This window comes from Citrobacter telavivensis, assembly GCA_009363175.1.
In the GTDB taxonomy this organism is placed as follows: domain Bacteria; phylum Pseudomonadota; class Gammaproteobacteria; order Enterobacterales; family Enterobacteriaceae; genus Citrobacter_A; species Citrobacter_A telavivensis.
In genome coordinates this window covers 4993061-5010138 of record CP045205.1, presented here as the reverse complement: position 1 = coordinate 5010138, position 17078 = coordinate 4993061, and the positions used below count along the sequence as shown (strand labels likewise).

Genomic DNA, 17078 nt, shown 5'->3' with positions numbered 1-17078 from the left:
CAATAAAATAGAGACATTACCCGTGACGCTGCCACCGTCTCAGCCCGGGACGATCAGAGAGCGCTTCTGATGACCTTCGGTTTTTTTAACGAAGCGGGTGGGATGCAGTTTGTTGCTGAAATGTTAATAATAATCAGCAACTGATGCTAATTTCGCACTTTTAACATTTATGAATATAAATGTTATGCATAATTGCATTTACAGGAAATATCATGCGTTTTGTCATACGTGATCCGAAAAAAGCAAAAACCGGATCATGCCTCAACCTATTAAATTCTGATGGCAGGAAGGGGGACCCTTTTGGACTGAAGCTATCGGCTAATTGGTCTGGTGAAGCTGGTAGGTCTATCGGCGGGTAGTTGTAATTCATTAATCACTGATCGCTAGCAGGGTTGGACATCCGGAAGGATCCTACGAATCCAGAGGAGGTGCGCCTAACCTGGAACACTCATTCTCCATGCTTATGTTATGGAAATAGTTTACCTCTAACCGGAACGGTGTTTATAATCCGTTGTCGTCACCTCGGGTGTTCCCCTCTGCACTTTTTACCGCCTGTAAATGGTTACAGGGACTTCCGGCAGAAGCCGGACTGTAAAAGGAAAACCCGCCATGAAACCGAAAATTGTACCCGTTGTACGGTATACACGTTTTCGTTTCGGGCGCGTAGAGCATGTGCGTAATCACATGCGCTCGCTCCCGACGCGTTAAATGAACGGTACCCGTAGGTGACGATGCTTCTTGTTTAAACACCTGTTTCTCGCTGTTCTTCAGACTCCCCCATCATTGCAAGATAGTGTTCATCGTCATCAGTCTGAATAAATACTCTTCTGAACATTTTCAGATAGCGTTCCTTATCGATGGCACCGGTCGATAAAATATTTCTGCCATCGGAATGAGAGTGCCGGTTGATTGCCCGGTAAAATGAATCATATTCTCCAGCATCACTGTGTTCGCTTGCCAGAGACTCAAGGGCATCTTTCAGTTTTTCATTTTTGCAGGAGAAACTGAAATAGTACTCAAGAATATTCCTCATCGTATTAAAAAGCACAACGGGCTGGGTTTTCTCATCCCTGACATCTTTCAGGGTCTGCCATAACGCCTGATATTCATTGAGCATCTCGTGCATGGAAAGCTTTTCGCAGGAACTGTAGTCAGATTTAACGATGCGAAGCAAAGACCAGTTTACCGGTGCTTCTCTGTTATCCTGTAGGCGGCCGCTGTTTAACAGTATTTCCTGGAAGAAAAACATGTTGTGAGTAAGTATAACGACATGCCTTGCTGCGCCTGCCTTGATTATTTTACGTTTGATGAGTGCAGCGACCTCATAGATATAATTATGTGACAGGCTGGAAATCGGATCGTCAATGACAATGAGTTTATTTTCAGGATTAACGGTTTCGGGAGTGAGACTTCCCGAGCACGATTCAATAAAGTAGAGGAAAGAAACGATGGTTTTCTCACCCTCGCTGAGGGATTTGAATACTTCCGCCTTTTCAGGTTCGCTTCCTCGGCGCAGACGGTATAGTTTCATTTCAGCATCATGGCAGATTATTTCAAAGCCAGTGATCCCCAGCAGCCTGAGATTCGCGTTGATAATGTCAATGGTTGGTTGTATGTCGGAGAGTTGTCTGGTCAACGCATTCGTCTCGTCATCCAGCTGCTTCTTATTTGCAGCGAGGCTCTCAGCTTCACGCAACCTGCTGTTAACTTCATTCTGAAGCTCACCAAGCTGCCTGTCGCGTTCGGTAAAGAACTCATCGCAAATCCTTCTGAGGTGCGCCATGACATCAGCGTACAGGGTCTGTTTTTCTTGGGTGAAATTTTCAGCAAGACGGTTATTTTCCCGTACCCGGGTATTGAAAGCATCCACTTCATTCTGGAGTAACAACAGGGGTTCTTGAATGTTCTCAGGTTGTATCTTCAGAGAAGGTTCTTTAATTTTATTAAGGAGTTGCTGCAACAAAATCTGAAAGCATTTATTTACCGCTTTCACCAGAGACAAAATCTGACTTCCATCATCAACGAAAGTATGGATCGCAACACGGCGTTCAAATTCGGCCAAGTTATCACAGTCCTCAGCAAGTCGTTCTGCTGCCTGGCTCAGCATCCCAAGAGAAGTCTGATATGTCTCATCGAACATCTGAGTGAGTTCGCGCGAAAACGTAATGACATCAAAGGGCTGCTGGCAGAACGGGCAAATATCGTCGTTTATATAATGCTGTCCCTGGCGCACCCAGTCTGCGTTACCGATTTTCTGAATGAGCGCAGAGAATTGTGTGCTGCTTGCAGGCATAACAGGTTCCTGCATCAGTTTTTGTGTGTCTTCAGTTAAGGCGGTGGTCTGGGGAATATGAATTTCGGCGACAAGAGTTCCTTCGCTTTGATTTAACATCCGCCATTTATCAGCCAGTTCCTCAGTTGTGGTACGAACGTCTGAAAGTGGTATTGCCACCATACGTTCGTAAAACGATCTTTTAATTTTAGCTCCATCAAGGAAATCGCTGAGGATTTTTCTGTCATTTACCGTTCTGTTAAATATATCCCTGGTACAATGGTCGATGACCGTTTCTTTCATCCCTTCTTTTTCTGCGATCTCTTCATTGAGCTTATCTATGCGAGTACTCAGTTTTGCTCTTTCTTTATTATTACTGTTTATTTTATCTTGGCTTTCTTGATTGGCCTCGCTGAGAGTGAATATTCCAGGCTGATAGTCCGAACGGGCGAATTTGTTGTCAATGTATTCCTGATTAAAGACCTGAAAGTGGCTGATATGCGGACTCTCAAATGCACAATGCCGATATTTATCGGCCTGACTGTCATAAAAATAGCCAGATACCGTGGATTTTCCCGAGCCGTTCTGGCCATAGATGAGCGTCACTTTGCTGCTGAGATCAAAGCAGATTTCCCTGTCTGGCGCATAGCTTCTTACGCCACGGATCCTGAGATGAGCCATTCTTTTTCTCCTTATCCCTGAGTTTTCTGAGCCTTTCCATCGTAGCGCATTTTGTATTCAGGTTGTGCCATCCTGATAAGATTTTTCTCGATCATACTGACATGAGAAAACTGGCTCAACGGGAAGTGATGGTAACCGTATTTTAATGTCCGAGTTATTATTACATCATTAGCAATAAAAATTTGTTCTTGTGCTTACTGGTTATTAATGCACCTAAAGCAACAATCAGCTCATATTCTTGATTTAAAGTCATCAGTATTTTTCATACTGTATGGAGATCCGAAAACCCCGAGAAGCGGATCATGGCTATTATTTGCACATTTTTTGGGACAAAATCAGAAAATGTGATATAATTTAATTAATTAGATAGTAAGCCACCCTCCGCACTTCAAACCGACCTAACGGGTCATTCCAGATAATCTCTCCCTCAGCATTTCCGAAAAACAAGCTATTATGGATTTTTCGGAAGTGTGGGAAAGGTGCGTCCGGTAATTGCGGTTGGTGACTGTTATCTGGCTAATCACTTCAGGCGGGCAACGGAATGTCCTGCGGGTGATGATAAATAAAGTAATTAGTAGAAAGCTTACGATAAGGAAATCAATTATGAGCAACACAACGACATACGCTAATCAGTGCAACAGCTTTTCCCCTTCATCAATTGTGGAAATGCTTTCAGGTTATGGCTGTAAAAAAATGTGGTTATACCGCACGACGAATACGCAGGGGGAAACACTTCTTGTGCTTCTCGATGAGGAGAACGGGATATACGAGGAAATGGCCAGCCGCCTTGATGCTCCAGATATGAAAGAGTGGTCCATTCAGTATTCTGACGGCGGTTATAAATCCCGTACGCTTCCTGAAGGGGCGTTTGAGATCGATTTGGGTTGTCCTGACGAAGCGGCATGGTATATGGATCTTTTATAGTCACCAGGTCATAAGGTGAACTCCTGACAGGCGGGATTTCTCAATAGAGCAGCGTAACAACTAAGGAGTTAAGGATGGGGCGTTCCACTAAGGGGATTATCAAGGGAAGGGAGTTTCCTTCCAAAAAAGCAGCTGTGGGGCATTTCATGGATCAGCGTGAAACAGTCAAAGAAGCGGGCCCGCTGAAAGAGGGAGAATTGTTTGATGAATTACGCGAGCTTTATCTGCGTTACTGCGAAGTGACCAGCTTTGATCTGAATGGCAGGATTATCTATGCCTTCAGTGTGGATTATGAGCCGCGACAGAACGGTCAGACCTGGGCATCTCACCTGTGCTACTGGGTACATTTCTCGCCGAAGCAGAGTTTGTCCTTTTCGGTCAGAGAAGCGGTGGATGAAATTGCAAAAACTGCTGCTGAACAAATTTAATGGCGGGCGGGATTTATGATTAAAGGAATTCCATTGCATTCTTTTGAATACCTGCATTACATCGTTGATAGTCTTGGATGGATGCTGCCAGTTTATTTATATCTCTTCAGTTTTCTTTACGCATTTATTCATGAATCCGGACATGCCCTTATGGCCATGTGCCTGGGAACTCGGGTAACCCGCTTTCAAGTGGGGAAACCTGTGTTGTTCCGGTTCAAAAGGGGCAGACTTATCCTGAAGTTTGGATTGCTTTTTCCAGACGGAGGTGTCAGTTACCACTATGCGAATGATGCCCCCAGGTGGAAAGTTATGGCGGCGGCGCTGGCCGGTCCATTATTGCCCGTGATTCTGTCAGTACCAGTTTTTACTCTTACCGGTATTCAGCCACTAACGGTCATTGCTGGGTTAATTGTGATGATGCTGACTCTGGTTAACCTAAATCCCTTCATGATGGAAACAGATGGCCAGAAAGTTCTCAAGCATCTGCATGCCATAGTTCAGGGGCGGAAAGTCCTGGATTCCTGAGCAACTGTTACACGAGTTCCATCTACTTAGTTGAAAGGAATGCTGATGAAGATGTCTCTTCCTGGTCTGCCGGGCGAATATGTTGCCCAGTCACAGCAGCTTCCTGTGGCTATCGACTAGGCCACAACAATTTCTTGGCTGTTCTTCACTTCATTCCCAACCAGATACATTGAATATTGAATGTAAAATTCATTTCTATTATTCTAGAAATATAGAAATAACAATCATGAGAACGAATATGGAACTGAACTTTGCGGCGTCGGTGCTGAAAGAGCTTGGCCATGTGACAAGGCTCGGGATTTATAAAAGACTAATCAAAGCCGGACCTCAGGGCGTGGCCGTGGGTGATCTACAGAAGCAACTCGAAATCCCTGCATCCACACTGAGTCACCATCTTTCATCTCTGATATCTGTATCTCTGGTTCGTCAGGAGCGGCAAGGAAGAATACTGTACTGTCACGCCTGCTATGAAAACCTTGGCGCGCTGATTGCTTTTCTGACAGAAGAATGCTGCTCAGGGGCAGATGGACTGTACGATACCAATGGCGATCTTGGAGGAAAAAATGAGCACTGAACTTAAGAATGTTAATGCAAGCCTGTTCGATACCTCAATTACAGAGGCAAGATTCGGCATTCCTTCTGTTCCACACCCTCCCCGTATCCTCATGCTGTACGGCTCTGTACGTGAACGTTCATACAGCAGACTGGCAACTGAAGAAGCGGCAAGGTTGTTGACTGCCATGGGCGCAGAAGTTCGGATCTTCAATCCTTCTGGCTTGCCTCTTCCTGATGATGCGCCTGATTCGCATCCCAAAGTCATGGAATTGCGTGAGCTGGTTCGTTGGTCCGAAGGGATGGTGTGGTGTTCACCTGAACGCCATGGTGCAATGACCGGCATAATGAAGGCTCAAATCGACTGGATACCTCTATCGGAAGGGGCAGTTCGCCCGTCGCAGGGGAAGACGCTTGCCGTCATGCAGGTCTGCGGTGGCTCTCAGTCTTTCAATGCCGTAAACCAGATGCGCATTCTTGGCCGCTGGATGCGGATGATCACCATCCCAAATCAGTCCTCCGTGGCAAAAGCCTGGCAGGAGTTTGATGAAGATGGACGGATGAAACAGTCGTCTTATTACGACCGCATTGTGGATGTGATGGAAGAGCTGGTGAAATTCACGCTGCTGACAAGAGGTAATTCAGCCTATCTCGTTGATCGCTACAGCGAACGAAAAGAGTCAGCAGAAGAACTTTCTCGCCGAGTAAATCAGAGCAAAATTTGAGGGCTGGTATGAGTGATGTAACGGCATTCAACAACTGCATGAGTGTGTTCTGGCGGCAACATGAAGCCGAACTCTCTCGCTTTCTGACATCGAAGACAGGTGATAGCGAAAAAGCAGCAGATCTTCTGCAAGAGCTATTCCTGCGTGCCCGTGCTCATTCAGACAATTTCTGCGAAATGGAGAATCCGCGAGCCTGGCTGTATCGGGCGGCGAGGAATCTGCTGATTGATGAGTACCGCACCACCAGGGAATTCGTTGAGCTGGAAGAAGAGGCCCCACTGCCTGATGTATCCCATGATGCGATCTCAACGCTGGATATTTGCCTGCCTGAAACATTACAGGCGTTACCCGAAGATGAGCGGTGGCTGATTGAAGAGTCCGATCTTAACCGGCGTCCCCAGCAGTCCCTGGCCGATGAACTGGGAATCACGCTTACGGCGTTTAAATCCCGTTTACTACGGGCCAGAAAGCACCTGAAAGAAGCGATGACAGAACTTTGCCAGATTGAGGCAGATGACACTTCTCCCGTCTGCTGCCACAAAAAAATGAATTAATCGCGCATCTTTTTCCCACCATCTTCGTTTACCTCAGTGTAAAGCCAAATGACTAAACACTGAGGTAAACAGTCCATGTCAAAAATTGAGATCTTTGAAGCAGCAGGTTGCTGTGCAACCAGCAGCGTTGTGGTCAGCGACGAAGCCGTCAAATGGAACGCCAGCGCCGAATGGGCGAAAAAGAATGGTGTTGATATTCAGCGCTACAGCCTTGCGAAAAACCCGCAGCAGTTCCTGAATACACCTGTGATCAAAGAGTTTCTGAACACTTCAGGGATGGAGTCCCTCCCTGTTACCTTGCTCGACGGCAAGCTGGTGATGGCAGGCAAACTGCCGACTCGTGAAGATATCGCCCGTTGGGCCGGTATTCCGCTTACTCAGGACTGGAGTGAAGACAGCACCCAACCACGTTGCTGCAGCATTCCACGTATGCCTTAATTCCAGAGGAGCTATTGCTGATGAATATGCCATTTTTAAAAGACATCCCCCCGTTCATCTTCTTCACCGGTAAAGGTGGAGTGGGTAAAACATCCCTCGCTTGTGCTACTGCGGTATGGCTGGCCGATCAGGGTAAGAGAACGCTTCTGGTGAGTACCGATCCGGCTTCCAATGTCGGCCAGGTATTTAGCCAGACTATCGGCCACCGAATTACAGATATCAGTACCGTACAAAATCTTGCTGCGATGGAAGTTGACCCTATGGCTGCGGCACAGGCTTATCGTGACCGTGTGCTTGACCCCGTTCGTGAGCTGATGCCAGCCGATGTGGTCAGCAGCATTGAAGAGCAGCTTTCAGGTTCATGCACCACGGAAATTGCTGCGTTTGATGAGTTTACCGGTCTTCTGACCAATCATCAGTTGCGGGAAAAATATGACCATATCGTATTTGATACCGCGCCAACCGGTCACACTATCCGCATGCTTGAGCTACCGGGAGCCTGGAGCGGTTATCTGGAAGCGAACCCCGATGCCGCTGCAAACCTCGGGCCTCTGGTGGGGCTTGAGAAACAACAGCACCAGTACTCAGATGCGGTTAAAGCGCTGTCTGATGCAGCTCTCACACGATTAGTGCTGGTTGCCCGCGCCCAGGCTTCGACACTGAAAGAGGTTTCCCATACCCACGATGAGCTGTCTGCTATCGGTTTGCAACATCAGCACCTTGCCATTAATGGTGTACTACCGCCGTTTGCGGGTGAGGATGATCCACTGGCGCAAAGTATTCTGGCTCGGGAAGAAAAAGCATTACAGGCAATGCCTGATAATCTGGCTAATCTTCCCCGCTCACAGCTGTATCTGAAGCCATTTAACCTGGTCGGTCTGGAAGCATTGCGGGAGTTATTTACAGAGAGCAAAGCCGCACCGGCTCTCCCTGCTACTACGCTGAATACTCTGGATTTGCCGAAACTTGCTTCACTAGTTGATGAACTGAGCCAGACTGGCAAAGGGCTGGTCATGACGATGGGGAAAGGCGGCGTGGGCAAAACGACCGTTGCGGCATCAGTCGCGGTATCGCTGGCGAAACGTGGCCACAAAGTCCACCTGACCACATCCGATCCGGCAGCACATCTGTCTTACACGTTGGATGGCTCGCTGCCCAATCTTCAGGTCAGCCGTATCGACCCGAAGGTAGAGACAGAACGTTATCGCCGCTTTGTCCTGGAAAATCAGGGCAAAGGATTAGATGCAGAAGGGCTGGCGGTGCTGGAGGAAGACCTCCGCTCGCCATGCACTGAAGAGATCGCCGTCTTCCAGGCATTCTCCCGAATCATCAAAGAGGCAGACGACCATTTTGTCATTATGGACACCGCGCCAACGGGCCATACGCTCCTGCTACTGGATGCGACTGGAGCCTATCACCGGGAAATGGTGCGTCAGATGGGGCAAACACATGACCACGTCATCACTCCAATGATGCAATTGCAGGATCCGGAGAAGACGAAGGTGATTATCGTGACGCTTGCCGAAACGACACCTGTACTGGAAGCTGCAAACCTGCAGTCCGATCTGCGCCGGGCCGGGATCGAGCCGTGGGCATGGGTTGTTAATAACAGCCTGGCAGCTGCTGAACCGTCTTCACCTTTCCTGAAGACCAGGGCTAACCGCGAGCTGCCTCTCATCTCTGATGTGGAAGAGCAGTATGCAGAGCGTATTGCATTAACAGCGCTACAGAGCGAAGAGCCGGTTGGTATTGACCTGCTGGAAGAAATGGCGAAGTAACAATGAAGGGGGCGTTTGCCCCCTTCATGCTTTGCTGTCGTTCTATTTCCCCGATGGATAACAAAGTCCTCTGTCATTTTCCAAAAAGAATCTTTTCGAGTTCGATTAACTGTTGCTGAGATTGCTCATTGAGATGGGCCTCAGCCTGGTCATATAAAAAATATGGGTACAGGAAGCACATATTTGTCTCCCTGCATGAATGAAAACAAAAGATGGTATGGAAGATTAGCCTGCTTGTTGGGTCATAAGCTTTTGTATTTACCTTTCCTTTAGCTTTTCAAGTAACCTTAAAAAAGATGCCAACGGGAACAGAGCAATGAAAATCGTTAACGCAGAAGAAAAGCACATCCCCGCCATATGCGATATCTACGCCCATCATGTTATTCATGGTACCGCCAGCTTTGAAACTGAACCACCGGATACCCATGAGATGCTTGCCCGCCTGAAAAAGATCCGCAATCAGGCGCTGCCGTGGGTTGTCGCGTTAGAGGAAGAAAAGGTCATCGGGTATTGTTATCTCACTCGTTACCGTGAACGCTACGCCTATCGCCACACCCTCGAAGATTCAATTTATATTCACCCGGATGCGCAGCGTCAGGGGACAGGAAAAGCGTTGCTGCGCCACGTCATTGCCTGGGCAGAAACACACGGCTACCGGCAGATGATAGCCATTATCGGCGACAGCAATAATGAGGGTTCGCTGAAAGTCCATCAGCAGGTCGGATTTACAGAAAAAGGCACGCTGAAAGACATTGGTTTCAAGCATGGTCGCTGGCTGGACACGGTTTTGCTGCAACGAAATCTGGGGGAAGGGAACAGCTCGCTGCCATAAGATTCAGGCCTTATGCTCTGAAACAGGAAAAAGGGGGCATTCGCCCTCCTTCATATTTATTTCCGTCTTTAACTATTTCTGACGCCGATATTGAGAGAGTTTTCTTCTACCTACCGGAAATATCATCCGTTTTTCTCTTTCTGAAACCAATGCTTAACAGTTGAAAGGTAAGTTTGTATTCGAGCACATAGGTTGCTGGAGGGGAATAAATCCCGTCTCCCCGAACTAAATTGTGACGTTTGCAACCGGGATACCGGAACCTGAGGAGATGCAAAAACGGTGAACACACCTCCACTTCTACTTAGCAGCAAGATTACCTGGTGCGTTGGTTTGGCCCAGTTAATTAACTGGGGGATTACCTACTACCTGTTGGGTGCTTTTGGTAGCGCCATTGCTAATGACACGTCGTGGGGGCAACCTCTTATCTTCTCAGGGTTGACGCTGGCTATGGGCATCATGGGGCTCATTTCACCGATATCCGGGCGATTATTAGCATCGATGGGGGGAAGAAAAGTCCTGCAGCTTGGTGCTCTCCTGAACGGCCTTGGATGCCTGCTCCTGGCAACGAGTCACTCCCTATACATTTACTTAATGGCCTGGCTGGTGATGGGCATAGGTATGCGCCTTTCACTTTATGATGCAGCTTTCGCTGTTCTCGTAAATCTTGCAGGGCCGACAGCCAGAAAATCTATTACACAGGTGACCCTGCTCGGAGGTCTGGCTTCTGTTGCCTTTTGGCCAATTGGCGAGGGCTTACTGAGCCTGCTGGGCTGGCGATGGGGTGTTGGCTGTTACAGCCTGTTCGCCCTGATAAGCATTTTGCTTTGTATTTCTTTGCCAGATAACAAAAGAGAACGAGGTGTAGCCCCCCGCGAATCGACGGAACAGGGCATCCAGCATCTTGAGCGGGACTATCTGAAATGCGGGTTGTATGCAGCATTGATGGCATTGCTCAGTTTCCTGTCCACAGGAATTTCAACCCATTTACCTCTGATTCTGGCCAGTGCTGGTGTCCCGGTACTTGTTGGTTCCTTATGGGGGGTGGGACAGGTCAGTGCACGTCTTGGCGATATAGCGATGGGGAGTCGAGGATCTGCTCTGGGGCTGAACCTGATAGTGGGGATTTTGCTTCCTTGTTGTTTCATGATCAGCCTGCTGGGACAGACATCCATCGTGGGGACCGGCTTGTTCGTTCTTGGATATGGTGCCGTCAACGGTCTATCTACTCTGGTGAGAGCAACATTACCATTAACTCTGTTTGACCCGCGCCTGTACGCCAGTCGCATGGGAACATTGCTCATGCCGAGTTTTTTTCTGTCGGCACTGGCCCCTTCACTCTATGCCAGCTTTCGCGAACGATTTGGGGATACTGGCATGCTGATCATTTCACTGGTATTTGCGTGTGTGGCAGCAATCATAGCCATATGGATCTATTTGATTGGAAAAGATAAACAGGCACTACAAAGAGTGCCTGTTGATATAACATCGAACGTTAATGAGTAGGCAAGCGCGTACGAGTCTCACAACTGCACTACACGCCTTTATCCAGTTGTTCCAGTTGCTGTTGTAAAGAAAGGCGATCTAGCTTCTCAAACGGCAAACTCAGAAACAGTCTGATGCGACTGGCTATTTGCTTCTCGACGTCCACAAATGCCTGGTACATTGCTTCCGAATCGCCCTCTGCGAGTGCGGGATCTTTGAATCCCCAATGGGCCGTCAGCGGTTGGCCTGGAAATACCGGGCATCCTTCTCCAGCCATTTTGTCACACAAGGTGAAAATGAAATCCATTTTTGGTGAGTCGACTTGCTGATACTGCAGGAGACTTTTACTTGAAAGGCTGGAGATGTCAAACCCCTGACTTTTCAATACTTTTAGCGTCAAAGGGTGCGGTGATGAAGCGGGATGGCTGCCGGCGCTAAACGCCTTGAAAATCCCACCACCGAGCTGATTCATTAAAGCCTCAGCAAAAATACTTCTGGCAGAGTTGCCTGTGCACAGGAAAAGGACATGGTACGTTTTATCCATCATTTCAGCCTCTGAGTAAAAATCGCATAAGCTCTGTCACCAGGCAGCAATAAATAGAGCTGCCTGGTGAAATGGAACTACTTGATTACACGCTGCCCATGTGCGTCGATCACCTTTTCACCGTCTTCTTTAGTAAATTCACCTCTCTGTGCATCAGGCAAAATATCCAGTACCACTTCCGATGGGCGGCACAGTCGGGTTCCCAGTGGTGATACAACAATGGGTCGGTTAATCAGGATCGGATGCTGCAACATAAAGTCGATTAACTGATCATCAGTAAATTTATCTTCGGCGAGTCCCAATTCTTCATAAGGCTCAACGTTTTTACGAAGCAGGGCTCGTACTGAAATACCCATATCTGCAATGAGTTTGACCAGCTCATCGCGTGAAGGTGGATTCTCAAGATAGAGAATTACGGTCGGCTCAGTACCGCTGTTTCGGATCATCTCCAGCGTATTACGCGATGTGCCGCAGGCCGGGTTGTGATAAATGGTGATGTTGCTCATATCAGTATCTCATTACAAAGTGAAAGAGAGACGTAGCGCCAGCGCGGCCAGCGTTACAAACAGCACAGGCAGAGTCATGACGATCCCGGTGCGGAAATAGTATCCCCAGGTGATGGTCATATTCTTCTGTGAAAGCACATGCAGCCAGAGTAGCGTTGCCAGGCTGCCGATAGGTGTTATTTTCGGTCCCAGATCGCAGCCAATCACGTTGGCATAAATCATCGCCTCTTTGATAACGCCTGTTGCGGTGCTGCCATCAATAGAGAGAGCGCCAACCAGCACGGTAGGCATGTTATTCATGATGGAAGACAGGAATGCAGTCAGGAAGCCAGTACCTAAGGTAGCAGCCCAAAGACCTTTATCAGCAAGTACGTTCAGCACGTTAGACAAGTATTCTGTCAGCCCTGCGTTGCGTAATCCGTAGACCACCAGATACATCCCCAGTGAGAAGATCACGATCTGCCAGGGCGCACCGCGCAGCACTTTACCGGTGTTAATCCCATGACCTTTTTTGGCCACCGCAAACAGGATTGCGGCTCCCACTGCCGCGATTGCACTCACAGGAATTCCGAGTGGCTCGAGTACAAAAAAACCGACTAACAAAAGGACTAAAACAATCCAGCCCGTTTTGAATGTTGCTGGATCTTTGATGGCTTTTGCGGGTTCTTTCAGTCGCGCCAGCTCATAAGTGGGCGGGATATCTTTGCGGAAAAAAAGATGCAGCATCACCAGCGTGGCGACAATGGCGGCGATATCCACTGGCACCATCACCGACGCATATTCTGTGAATCCCAGACGGAAGAAATCAGCCGAAACGATATTGACCAGGTTCGATACGATAAGTGGCAAGCTGGCGGTATCGGCAATAAACCCTGCGGCCATTACAAACGCCAGCGTGGTGCTTTTACTGAACCCCAGCGCTAGTAACATGGCGATAACGATCGGCGTCAGAATTAACGCCGCGCCATCGTTGGCAAACAATGCCGCCACCGCCGCGCCGAGCAGAACAATATAGGTAAATAGCAGACGTCCACGCCCATTGCCCCAGCGGGAAACGTGCAGGGCAGCCCATTCAAAAAAGCCGGACTCATCCAGCAACAGACTGATGATAATGACGGCAATAAAGGTGGCCGTGGCGTTCCAGACGATATTCCACACCACCGGAATATCGGCGATATGAATCACACCCGATGCCAGAGCCAGTACGGCACCCAGCGTGGCGCTCCAGCCAATGCCTAATCCCTTTGGCTGCCAGATAACCAACACGATGGTCAGGATAAAAATGGCTCCTGCCAGTAACATATAACCTCCCGAAAGGGCAGCAAAGCTGCCCCGAATAATGACAATAATTAACCAGCGAGTTGTTTGAGTTTGTCGATGCCGGTCGGTTCTGACGCCAGTACAGGAACAAGAGCTACGCGACTGGCATGCTGGAATTTAACGCTCTCGATCTGCGGAAGTTCCTGTTGTGCCCGCAGACGAAGCAGCGGTGAACGGGTATCGGCAATGGAAAGGCTGTTATTGATAATCCAGCCCCAGGGATGAATCCCTGCGCGTTCAAGGTCGGCCTGCAAATTTGCCGCCTCAAGCACAGGCGTGGTTTCCGGCAGCGTGACCAGTAACACTTTGGTTCGCTCCGGGTCCTGAAGCTGCATCATTGGCGTGGTGAAATGGCCTTTATCGCCCATTTTCTTAGCAATTTCGCGGTGATACGCCCCGGTGGCATCCAGCAGTAGTAGCGTATGCCCGGTGGGTGCCGTATCCATGACCACGAAGCGCTTACCCGCTTCACGAATCACCCGTGAAAAGGCCTGGAAGACCGCAATCTCTTCGGTGCAAGGAGAGCGTAAATCTTCTTCCAGCAGGCGTTTTCCTGCTTCGTCCAGTTCGCCTCCCTTAGTGTCAAGAACATGCTGACGGTAGCGTTCCGTTTCCTCGTGAGGATCGATCCTGCTGACCTGCAGATTCTTAAGGCTGCCATTGAGGGTTGTGCTGAGATGCGCCGCAGGATCAGACGTTGTCAGATGGACATCAAATCCCATTTCGGCCAGTCTGACGGCAATGGCAGCAGCCATCGTGGTTTTCCCCACGCCACCTTTGCCCATCAGCATGATCAAACCATGTTCATTACGGGCAATGTCATCAACTAGCGCAGAGAGCGATGGAATATCAGGACGTTGCTGAATGTAGTCTGCAGAAGATAATACTGCTTCTGGCTGAGTGGAGAGAAGCCCGCTGAGTGCAGATACACCGACCATATTAACCGGTTGAAGGAATAGCGTGTCAGTTGGAAGGCCAGAAAGATCAGAGGGAAGATGAGCTAGCGCTTCCTGTTCACGTTCCCATATTGCTGCAGCCAGTGTATCGGTAGCGGCTTCAGTTTTTGGAAGAACGCCATTAATGACCAGATACTGATTTTTAAGACCGATGGCGGCAAGTTCCAGATGAGTTCTGGCGACTTCCAGTAGCGTTGATTTCTGCAACCGCGCGACTAAAACCAGTCGGGTGCGTGTTGGGTCAGACAACGCTTCAACGGCATGAGCATATTGTTCACGCTGTTTTTCCAGTCCCGCCATTGGGCCCAGACAAGATGCGCCATCTGGATTACTCTCTATAAAACTGCTCCATGCACCAGGCAACTGGAGAAGGCGGATAGTATGGCCAGTAGGTGCTGTATCAAAAATGATATGATCAAAGCGGGTCAGCAGAGAGGCGTCAGTCAGCAATCCAGTAAACTCATCAAATGCAGCAATCTCGGTTGTGCATGCACCCGACAGTTGTTCGTTGATGCTGCTAACGACGTCATCAGGCAGGACGCCTTTAATTGGGTCAACGATTCTGGCCCGGTACTGCTGTGCAGCTGCCTGAGGATCAATCTCAAGAGCCGATAATCCCGGAACAGAGGCTATTGGTTGAATGGTGTTGCCTATCGTCTGGCCAAACACCTGGCCAACGTTTGAGGCCGGGTCGGTACTGACCAGCAATACTCGTTTACCCTGTTCTGCAAGACGGATCGCTGTGGCGCAGGAAATAGAGGTTTTACCTACACCACCTTTACCAGTAAAAAACAGATAAGGGGGTATATTTTCTAAAAATTTCATTTGTCCTCCTGGCATACTTAACAACAAGAAGTATTACCACCGCAGCAGCCTGAAGGCGCTAATCCTACTTTCTCCAGCGGAATCCCAAACCACCGTGCAAGTTCAGCCCGTTTCGGATAACGTCCGGCCATCACTGTTTCGCCATCCAGTAACAGTAGTGGCAGTCCTTCCGCACCGGAAGCCTCAATGAATGCTTTAACTTTCTCGTTCTGGACAAAGCTCATCGGTTGCTGTGCCAGATTGTAACGATCTACCTGAACACCTCGTTGTTTAAGCCATTGTACATCCGCAGAAAAATCAACCAGAGCCTGATCGACATCAGTACCGCAGACACCGGTGCTACAACACATCGCTGGGTCGAATACCGTTAGCGTTTTCATCCTTAACACCTCACATGTGGAAAATCATATATATTCAGGCAAATTTTTAAATACAAATAGCCTTACTGCTGTTAGTGCAGTTGACTGAAGCCAGTTTACGGGCGATGGCCTGAAGATCGTCCTGTTGGCTTAACCTGGCCTGCTCAATAATCTGCGCAGCCCATGAAGGAATGTGTGGGGATAAGCGGTAATGAACCCATTTTCCGTGCTTACTATCAAGCAAAATCCCGCTTTCCCGCAACATTGCCAGATGCCGGGAGATCTTAGGCTGTGATTGATCAAGTGCAGTGCAAAGATCACAGACGCACAACTCCCCCATGGTTCTGAGTATGAGAACAATACCCAGACGTGTTTCATCAGACAGATTCTTAAAGAGTTGTAGGGAAGTAAGCGACATCATTCCTCCTGTTCGTTTGGGTAACGATATCTCCAGCGGAGATGAAAATCAACAACATATACGCATAAGCGAATGTATTTGATAAATGTCAAAACAATGACAAGTTCGTACACCCATACTACCTCTGTTTTCTTTTGTTATGTCTTTTTATTCATATTTATGTAAACAATAAATTGAAGGGTAACTATGAATACCGATGATGACGACTATCCAAAAGATTCCCAAAAACGGAAACTTATATCTACATTAGCCATTGCGACTGGAGCTGCGCTTGTTATAGCTCCTACTCAGGCAGCCCCCAGACTTACTGAAAAAAAACAGCACTGGTGTATGGTCATAGATCTGCGTAAATGCGTGGGTTGTCAGGCATGTACTGTCAGTTGCAAAATCGAGAATCACGCACCGCCGGGGCAATTCAGAACCTGGGTCGCCGATATTGAAGTTGGTCAATATCCAAAAACCAAAAGACAGTTTCTTCCGCGTCTATGTAACCATTGTGAAAACCCTAGCTGTGTCCCTGTTTGTCCAACAGGTGCTACGTTTAAACGCAATGATGGCATTGTTCTTATCAATCAGGATATTTGTTGGGGCTGTGGTGCCTGTGTTACTGCCTGCCCTTATGATGCTCGTTTTATTAATACTGAAACCAAAACAGCTGATAAATGTACCTTTTGCGCGCATCGCATAGAACAGGGGCTCGTCCCAGCCTGTGTCGAAACTTGTGTCGGTGCAGCAAGGGTTTTTGGTGATCTGAATGACAAAGAAAGTGAAGTGCATAAATTATATTCAGAGCATATAACAAATGTTTTGAATCCAGCAACGGGTAACAAGCCTCAGGTATTTTATATTGGGTTAAACAATGAAATGACTGTAGGAGAAGAAATAAAAAGTAAGACTTGGACGAAAGAGTTTTCTGATGTTTTCGATCAGGAACTCCCCTGGGTAAATCAGGAGTAAAT

The 17078-nt window shown here is 48.2% G+C and carries 19 protein-coding genes; 11 read left to right on the top strand and 8 right to left on the bottom strand.

The features are described 5' to 3' along the window. Positions 1-742 precede the first annotated feature (742 nt). Entirely contained in the window at positions 743-2953 is a 2211-nt protein-coding gene (locus GBC03_26400) for an AAA family ATPase (GenBank protein ID QFS73495.1), read from the bottom strand. Between the two features lie 398 nt (positions 2954-3351). Then, complete coding sequence (locus GBC03_26395; protein QFS73494.1) at positions 3352-3567, bottom strand: hypothetical protein; 216 nt, start codon at positions 3565-3567, stop codon at positions 3352-3354. Here GBC03_26395 and GBC03_26390 point away from each other — a divergent pair. From GBC03_26390 to GBC03_26345, 10 genes are all read left to right on the top strand, one after another. Continuing rightward, positions 3557-3877 (top strand): hypothetical protein, encoded by a 321-nt coding sequence (locus GBC03_26390; GenBank protein QFS73493.1) that lies wholly within the window; start codon positions 3557-3559, stop codon positions 3875-3877. The two genes, GBC03_26395 and GBC03_26390, sit on opposite strands and share 11 nt — an antisense overlap. A 74-nt stretch (positions 3878-3951) precedes the next feature. After that, complete coding sequence (locus GBC03_26385) at positions 3952-4305, top strand: hypothetical protein (protein ID QFS73492.1); 354 nt, start codon at positions 3952-3954, stop codon at positions 4303-4305. A 15-nt stretch (positions 4306-4320) separates the two neighbouring features. After that, the gene (locus tag GBC03_26380; GenBank protein QFS73491.1) at positions 4321-4830 is read left to right on the top strand and encodes a hypothetical protein; all 510 of its coding nucleotides are present in this window, start codon (positions 4321-4323) and stop codon (positions 4828-4830) included. Between the two features lie 238 nt (positions 4831-5068). After that, on the top strand, positions 5069-5404 hold the full coding sequence (locus GBC03_26375; protein QFS73490.1) for a metalloregulator ArsR/SmtB family transcription factor: 336 nt from the start codon (positions 5069-5071) through the stop codon (positions 5402-5404). After that, positions 5394-6107, top strand: coding sequence for an arsenical resistance protein ArsH (arsH, locus tag GBC03_26370; protein ID QFS73489.1), 714 nt, complete (start codon positions 5394-5396; stop codon positions 6105-6107). The genes GBC03_26375 and arsH overlap by 11 nt, the downstream gene beginning before the upstream one ends. A gap of 8 nt (positions 6108-6115) precedes the next feature. After that, complete coding sequence (locus tag GBC03_26365) at positions 6116-6661, top strand: sigma-70 family RNA polymerase sigma factor (GenBank protein QFS73488.1); 546 nt, start codon at positions 6116-6118, stop codon at positions 6659-6661. Between the two features lie 75 nt (positions 6662-6736). Then, positions 6737-7099, top strand: a complete 363-nt coding sequence (locus tag GBC03_26360) for an arsenic metallochaperone ArsD family protein (protein QFS73487.1) — start codon at positions 6737-6739, stop codon at positions 7097-7099. Positions 7100-7119: 20 nt separating this feature from the next. Next, positions 7120-8877, top strand: coding sequence for an arsenical pump-driving ATPase (arsA, locus tag GBC03_26355; protein QFS73486.1), 1758 nt, complete (start codon positions 7120-7122; stop codon positions 8875-8877). Positions 8878-9193: 316 nt separating this feature from the next. After that, positions 9194-9709: a GNAT family N-acetyltransferase gene (locus GBC03_26350; GenBank protein ID QFS73485.1), complete on the top strand. Its 516-nt coding sequence runs from the start codon at positions 9194-9196 to the stop codon at positions 9707-9709. A gap of 279 nt (positions 9710-9988) precedes the next feature. Then, complete coding sequence (locus GBC03_26345; GenBank protein ID QFS73484.1) at positions 9989-11212, top strand: MFS transporter; 1224 nt, start codon at positions 9989-9991, stop codon at positions 11210-11212. 28 nt (positions 11213-11240) lie between these two features. Here GBC03_26345 and GBC03_26340 read toward each other — a convergent pair whose 3' ends face one another. The 6 genes from GBC03_26340 to GBC03_26315 form a co-directional block, all read right to left on the bottom strand. Further along, the gene (locus GBC03_26340; protein ID QFS73483.1) at positions 11241-11738 is read right to left on the bottom strand and encodes an arsenate reductase ArsC; all 498 of its coding nucleotides are present in this window, start codon (positions 11736-11738) and stop codon (positions 11241-11243) included. A gap of 74 nt (positions 11739-11812) precedes the next feature. Continuing rightward, entirely contained in the window at positions 11813-12241 is a 429-nt protein-coding gene (gene arsC, locus GBC03_26335) for an arsenate reductase (glutaredoxin) (protein ID QFS73482.1), read from the bottom strand. Between the two features lie 12 nt (positions 12242-12253). Further along, positions 12254-13543, bottom strand: coding sequence for an arsenite efflux transporter membrane subunit ArsB (arsB, locus tag GBC03_26330; GenBank protein QFS73481.1), 1290 nt, complete (start codon positions 13541-13543; stop codon positions 12254-12256). A gap of 47 nt (positions 13544-13590) precedes the next feature. Beyond that, on the bottom strand, positions 13591-15342 hold the full coding sequence (arsA, locus tag GBC03_26325; protein QFS73480.1) for an arsenite efflux transporter ATPase subunit ArsA: 1752 nt from the start codon (positions 15340-15342) through the stop codon (positions 13591-13593). A gap of 17 nt (positions 15343-15359) precedes the next feature. Further along, positions 15360-15722: an arsenite efflux transporter metallochaperone ArsD gene (arsD, locus tag GBC03_26320; GenBank protein QFS73479.1), complete on the bottom strand. Its 363-nt coding sequence runs from the start codon at positions 15720-15722 to the stop codon at positions 15360-15362. A gap of 46 nt (positions 15723-15768) precedes the next feature. Further along, positions 15769-16122: a metalloregulator ArsR/SmtB family transcription factor gene (locus GBC03_26315; protein ID QFS73478.1), complete on the bottom strand. Its 354-nt coding sequence runs from the start codon at positions 16120-16122 to the stop codon at positions 15769-15771. 183 nt (positions 16123-16305) lie between these two features. Between GBC03_26315 and GBC03_26310 the strand changes: the two genes are divergently transcribed. After that, positions 16306-17076: a 4Fe-4S dicluster domain-containing protein gene (locus tag GBC03_26310; protein QFS73477.1), complete on the top strand. Its 771-nt coding sequence runs from the start codon at positions 16306-16308 to the stop codon at positions 17074-17076. Positions 17077-17078: the final 2 nt, after the last annotated feature.

Coding starts and splice junctions, on each gene's coding strand:
- GBC03_26310 (QFS73477.1), top strand. CDS start 16,306: ATGAATACCGATGATGACGACTATCCAAAAGATTCCCAAAAACGGAAA.
- GBC03_26400 (QFS73495.1), bottom strand. CDS start 2,953: ATGGCTCATCTCAGGATCCGTGGCGTAAGAAGCTATGCGCCAGACAGG.
- arsA (QFS73480.1), bottom strand. CDS start 15,342: ATGAAATTTTTAGAAAATATACCCCCTTATCTGTTTTTTACTGGTAAA.
- GBC03_26350 (QFS73485.1), top strand. CDS start 9,194: ATGAAAATCGTTAACGCAGAAGAAAAGCACATCCCCGCCATATGCGAT.
- GBC03_26360 (QFS73487.1), top strand. CDS start 6,737: ATGTCAAAAATTGAGATCTTTGAAGCAGCAGGTTGCTGTGCAACCAGC.
- arsC (QFS73482.1), bottom strand. CDS start 12,241: ATGAGCAACATCACCATTTATCACAACCCGGCCTGCGGCACATCGCGT.
- GBC03_26315 (QFS73478.1), bottom strand. CDS start 16,122: ATGATGTCGCTTACTTCCCTACAACTCTTTAAGAATCTGTCTGATGAA.
- GBC03_26385 (QFS73492.1), top strand. CDS start 3,952: ATGGGGCGTTCCACTAAGGGGATTATCAAGGGAAGGGAGTTTCCTTCC.
- GBC03_26380 (QFS73491.1), top strand. CDS start 4,321: ATGATTAAAGGAATTCCATTGCATTCTTTTGAATACCTGCATTACATC.
- arsH (QFS73489.1), top strand. CDS start 5,394: ATGAGCACTGAACTTAAGAATGTTAATGCAAGCCTGTTCGATACCTCA.
- arsA (QFS73486.1), top strand. CDS start 7,120: ATGAATATGCCATTTTTAAAAGACATCCCCCCGTTCATCTTCTTCACC.
- GBC03_26390 (QFS73493.1), top strand. CDS start 3,557: ATGAGCAACACAACGACATACGCTAATCAGTGCAACAGCTTTTCCCCT.
- GBC03_26365 (QFS73488.1), top strand. CDS start 6,116: ATGAGTGATGTAACGGCATTCAACAACTGCATGAGTGTGTTCTGGCGG.
- arsD (QFS73479.1), bottom strand. CDS start 15,722: ATGAAAACGCTAACGGTATTCGACCCAGCGATGTGTTGTAGCACCGGT.
- GBC03_26340 (QFS73483.1), bottom strand. CDS start 11,738: ATGATGGATAAAACGTACCATGTCCTTTTCCTGTGCACAGGCAACTCT.
- arsB (QFS73481.1), bottom strand. CDS start 13,543: ATGTTACTGGCAGGAGCCATTTTTATCCTGACCATCGTGTTGGTTATC.
- GBC03_26375 (QFS73490.1), top strand. CDS start 5,069: ATGGAACTGAACTTTGCGGCGTCGGTGCTGAAAGAGCTTGGCCATGTG.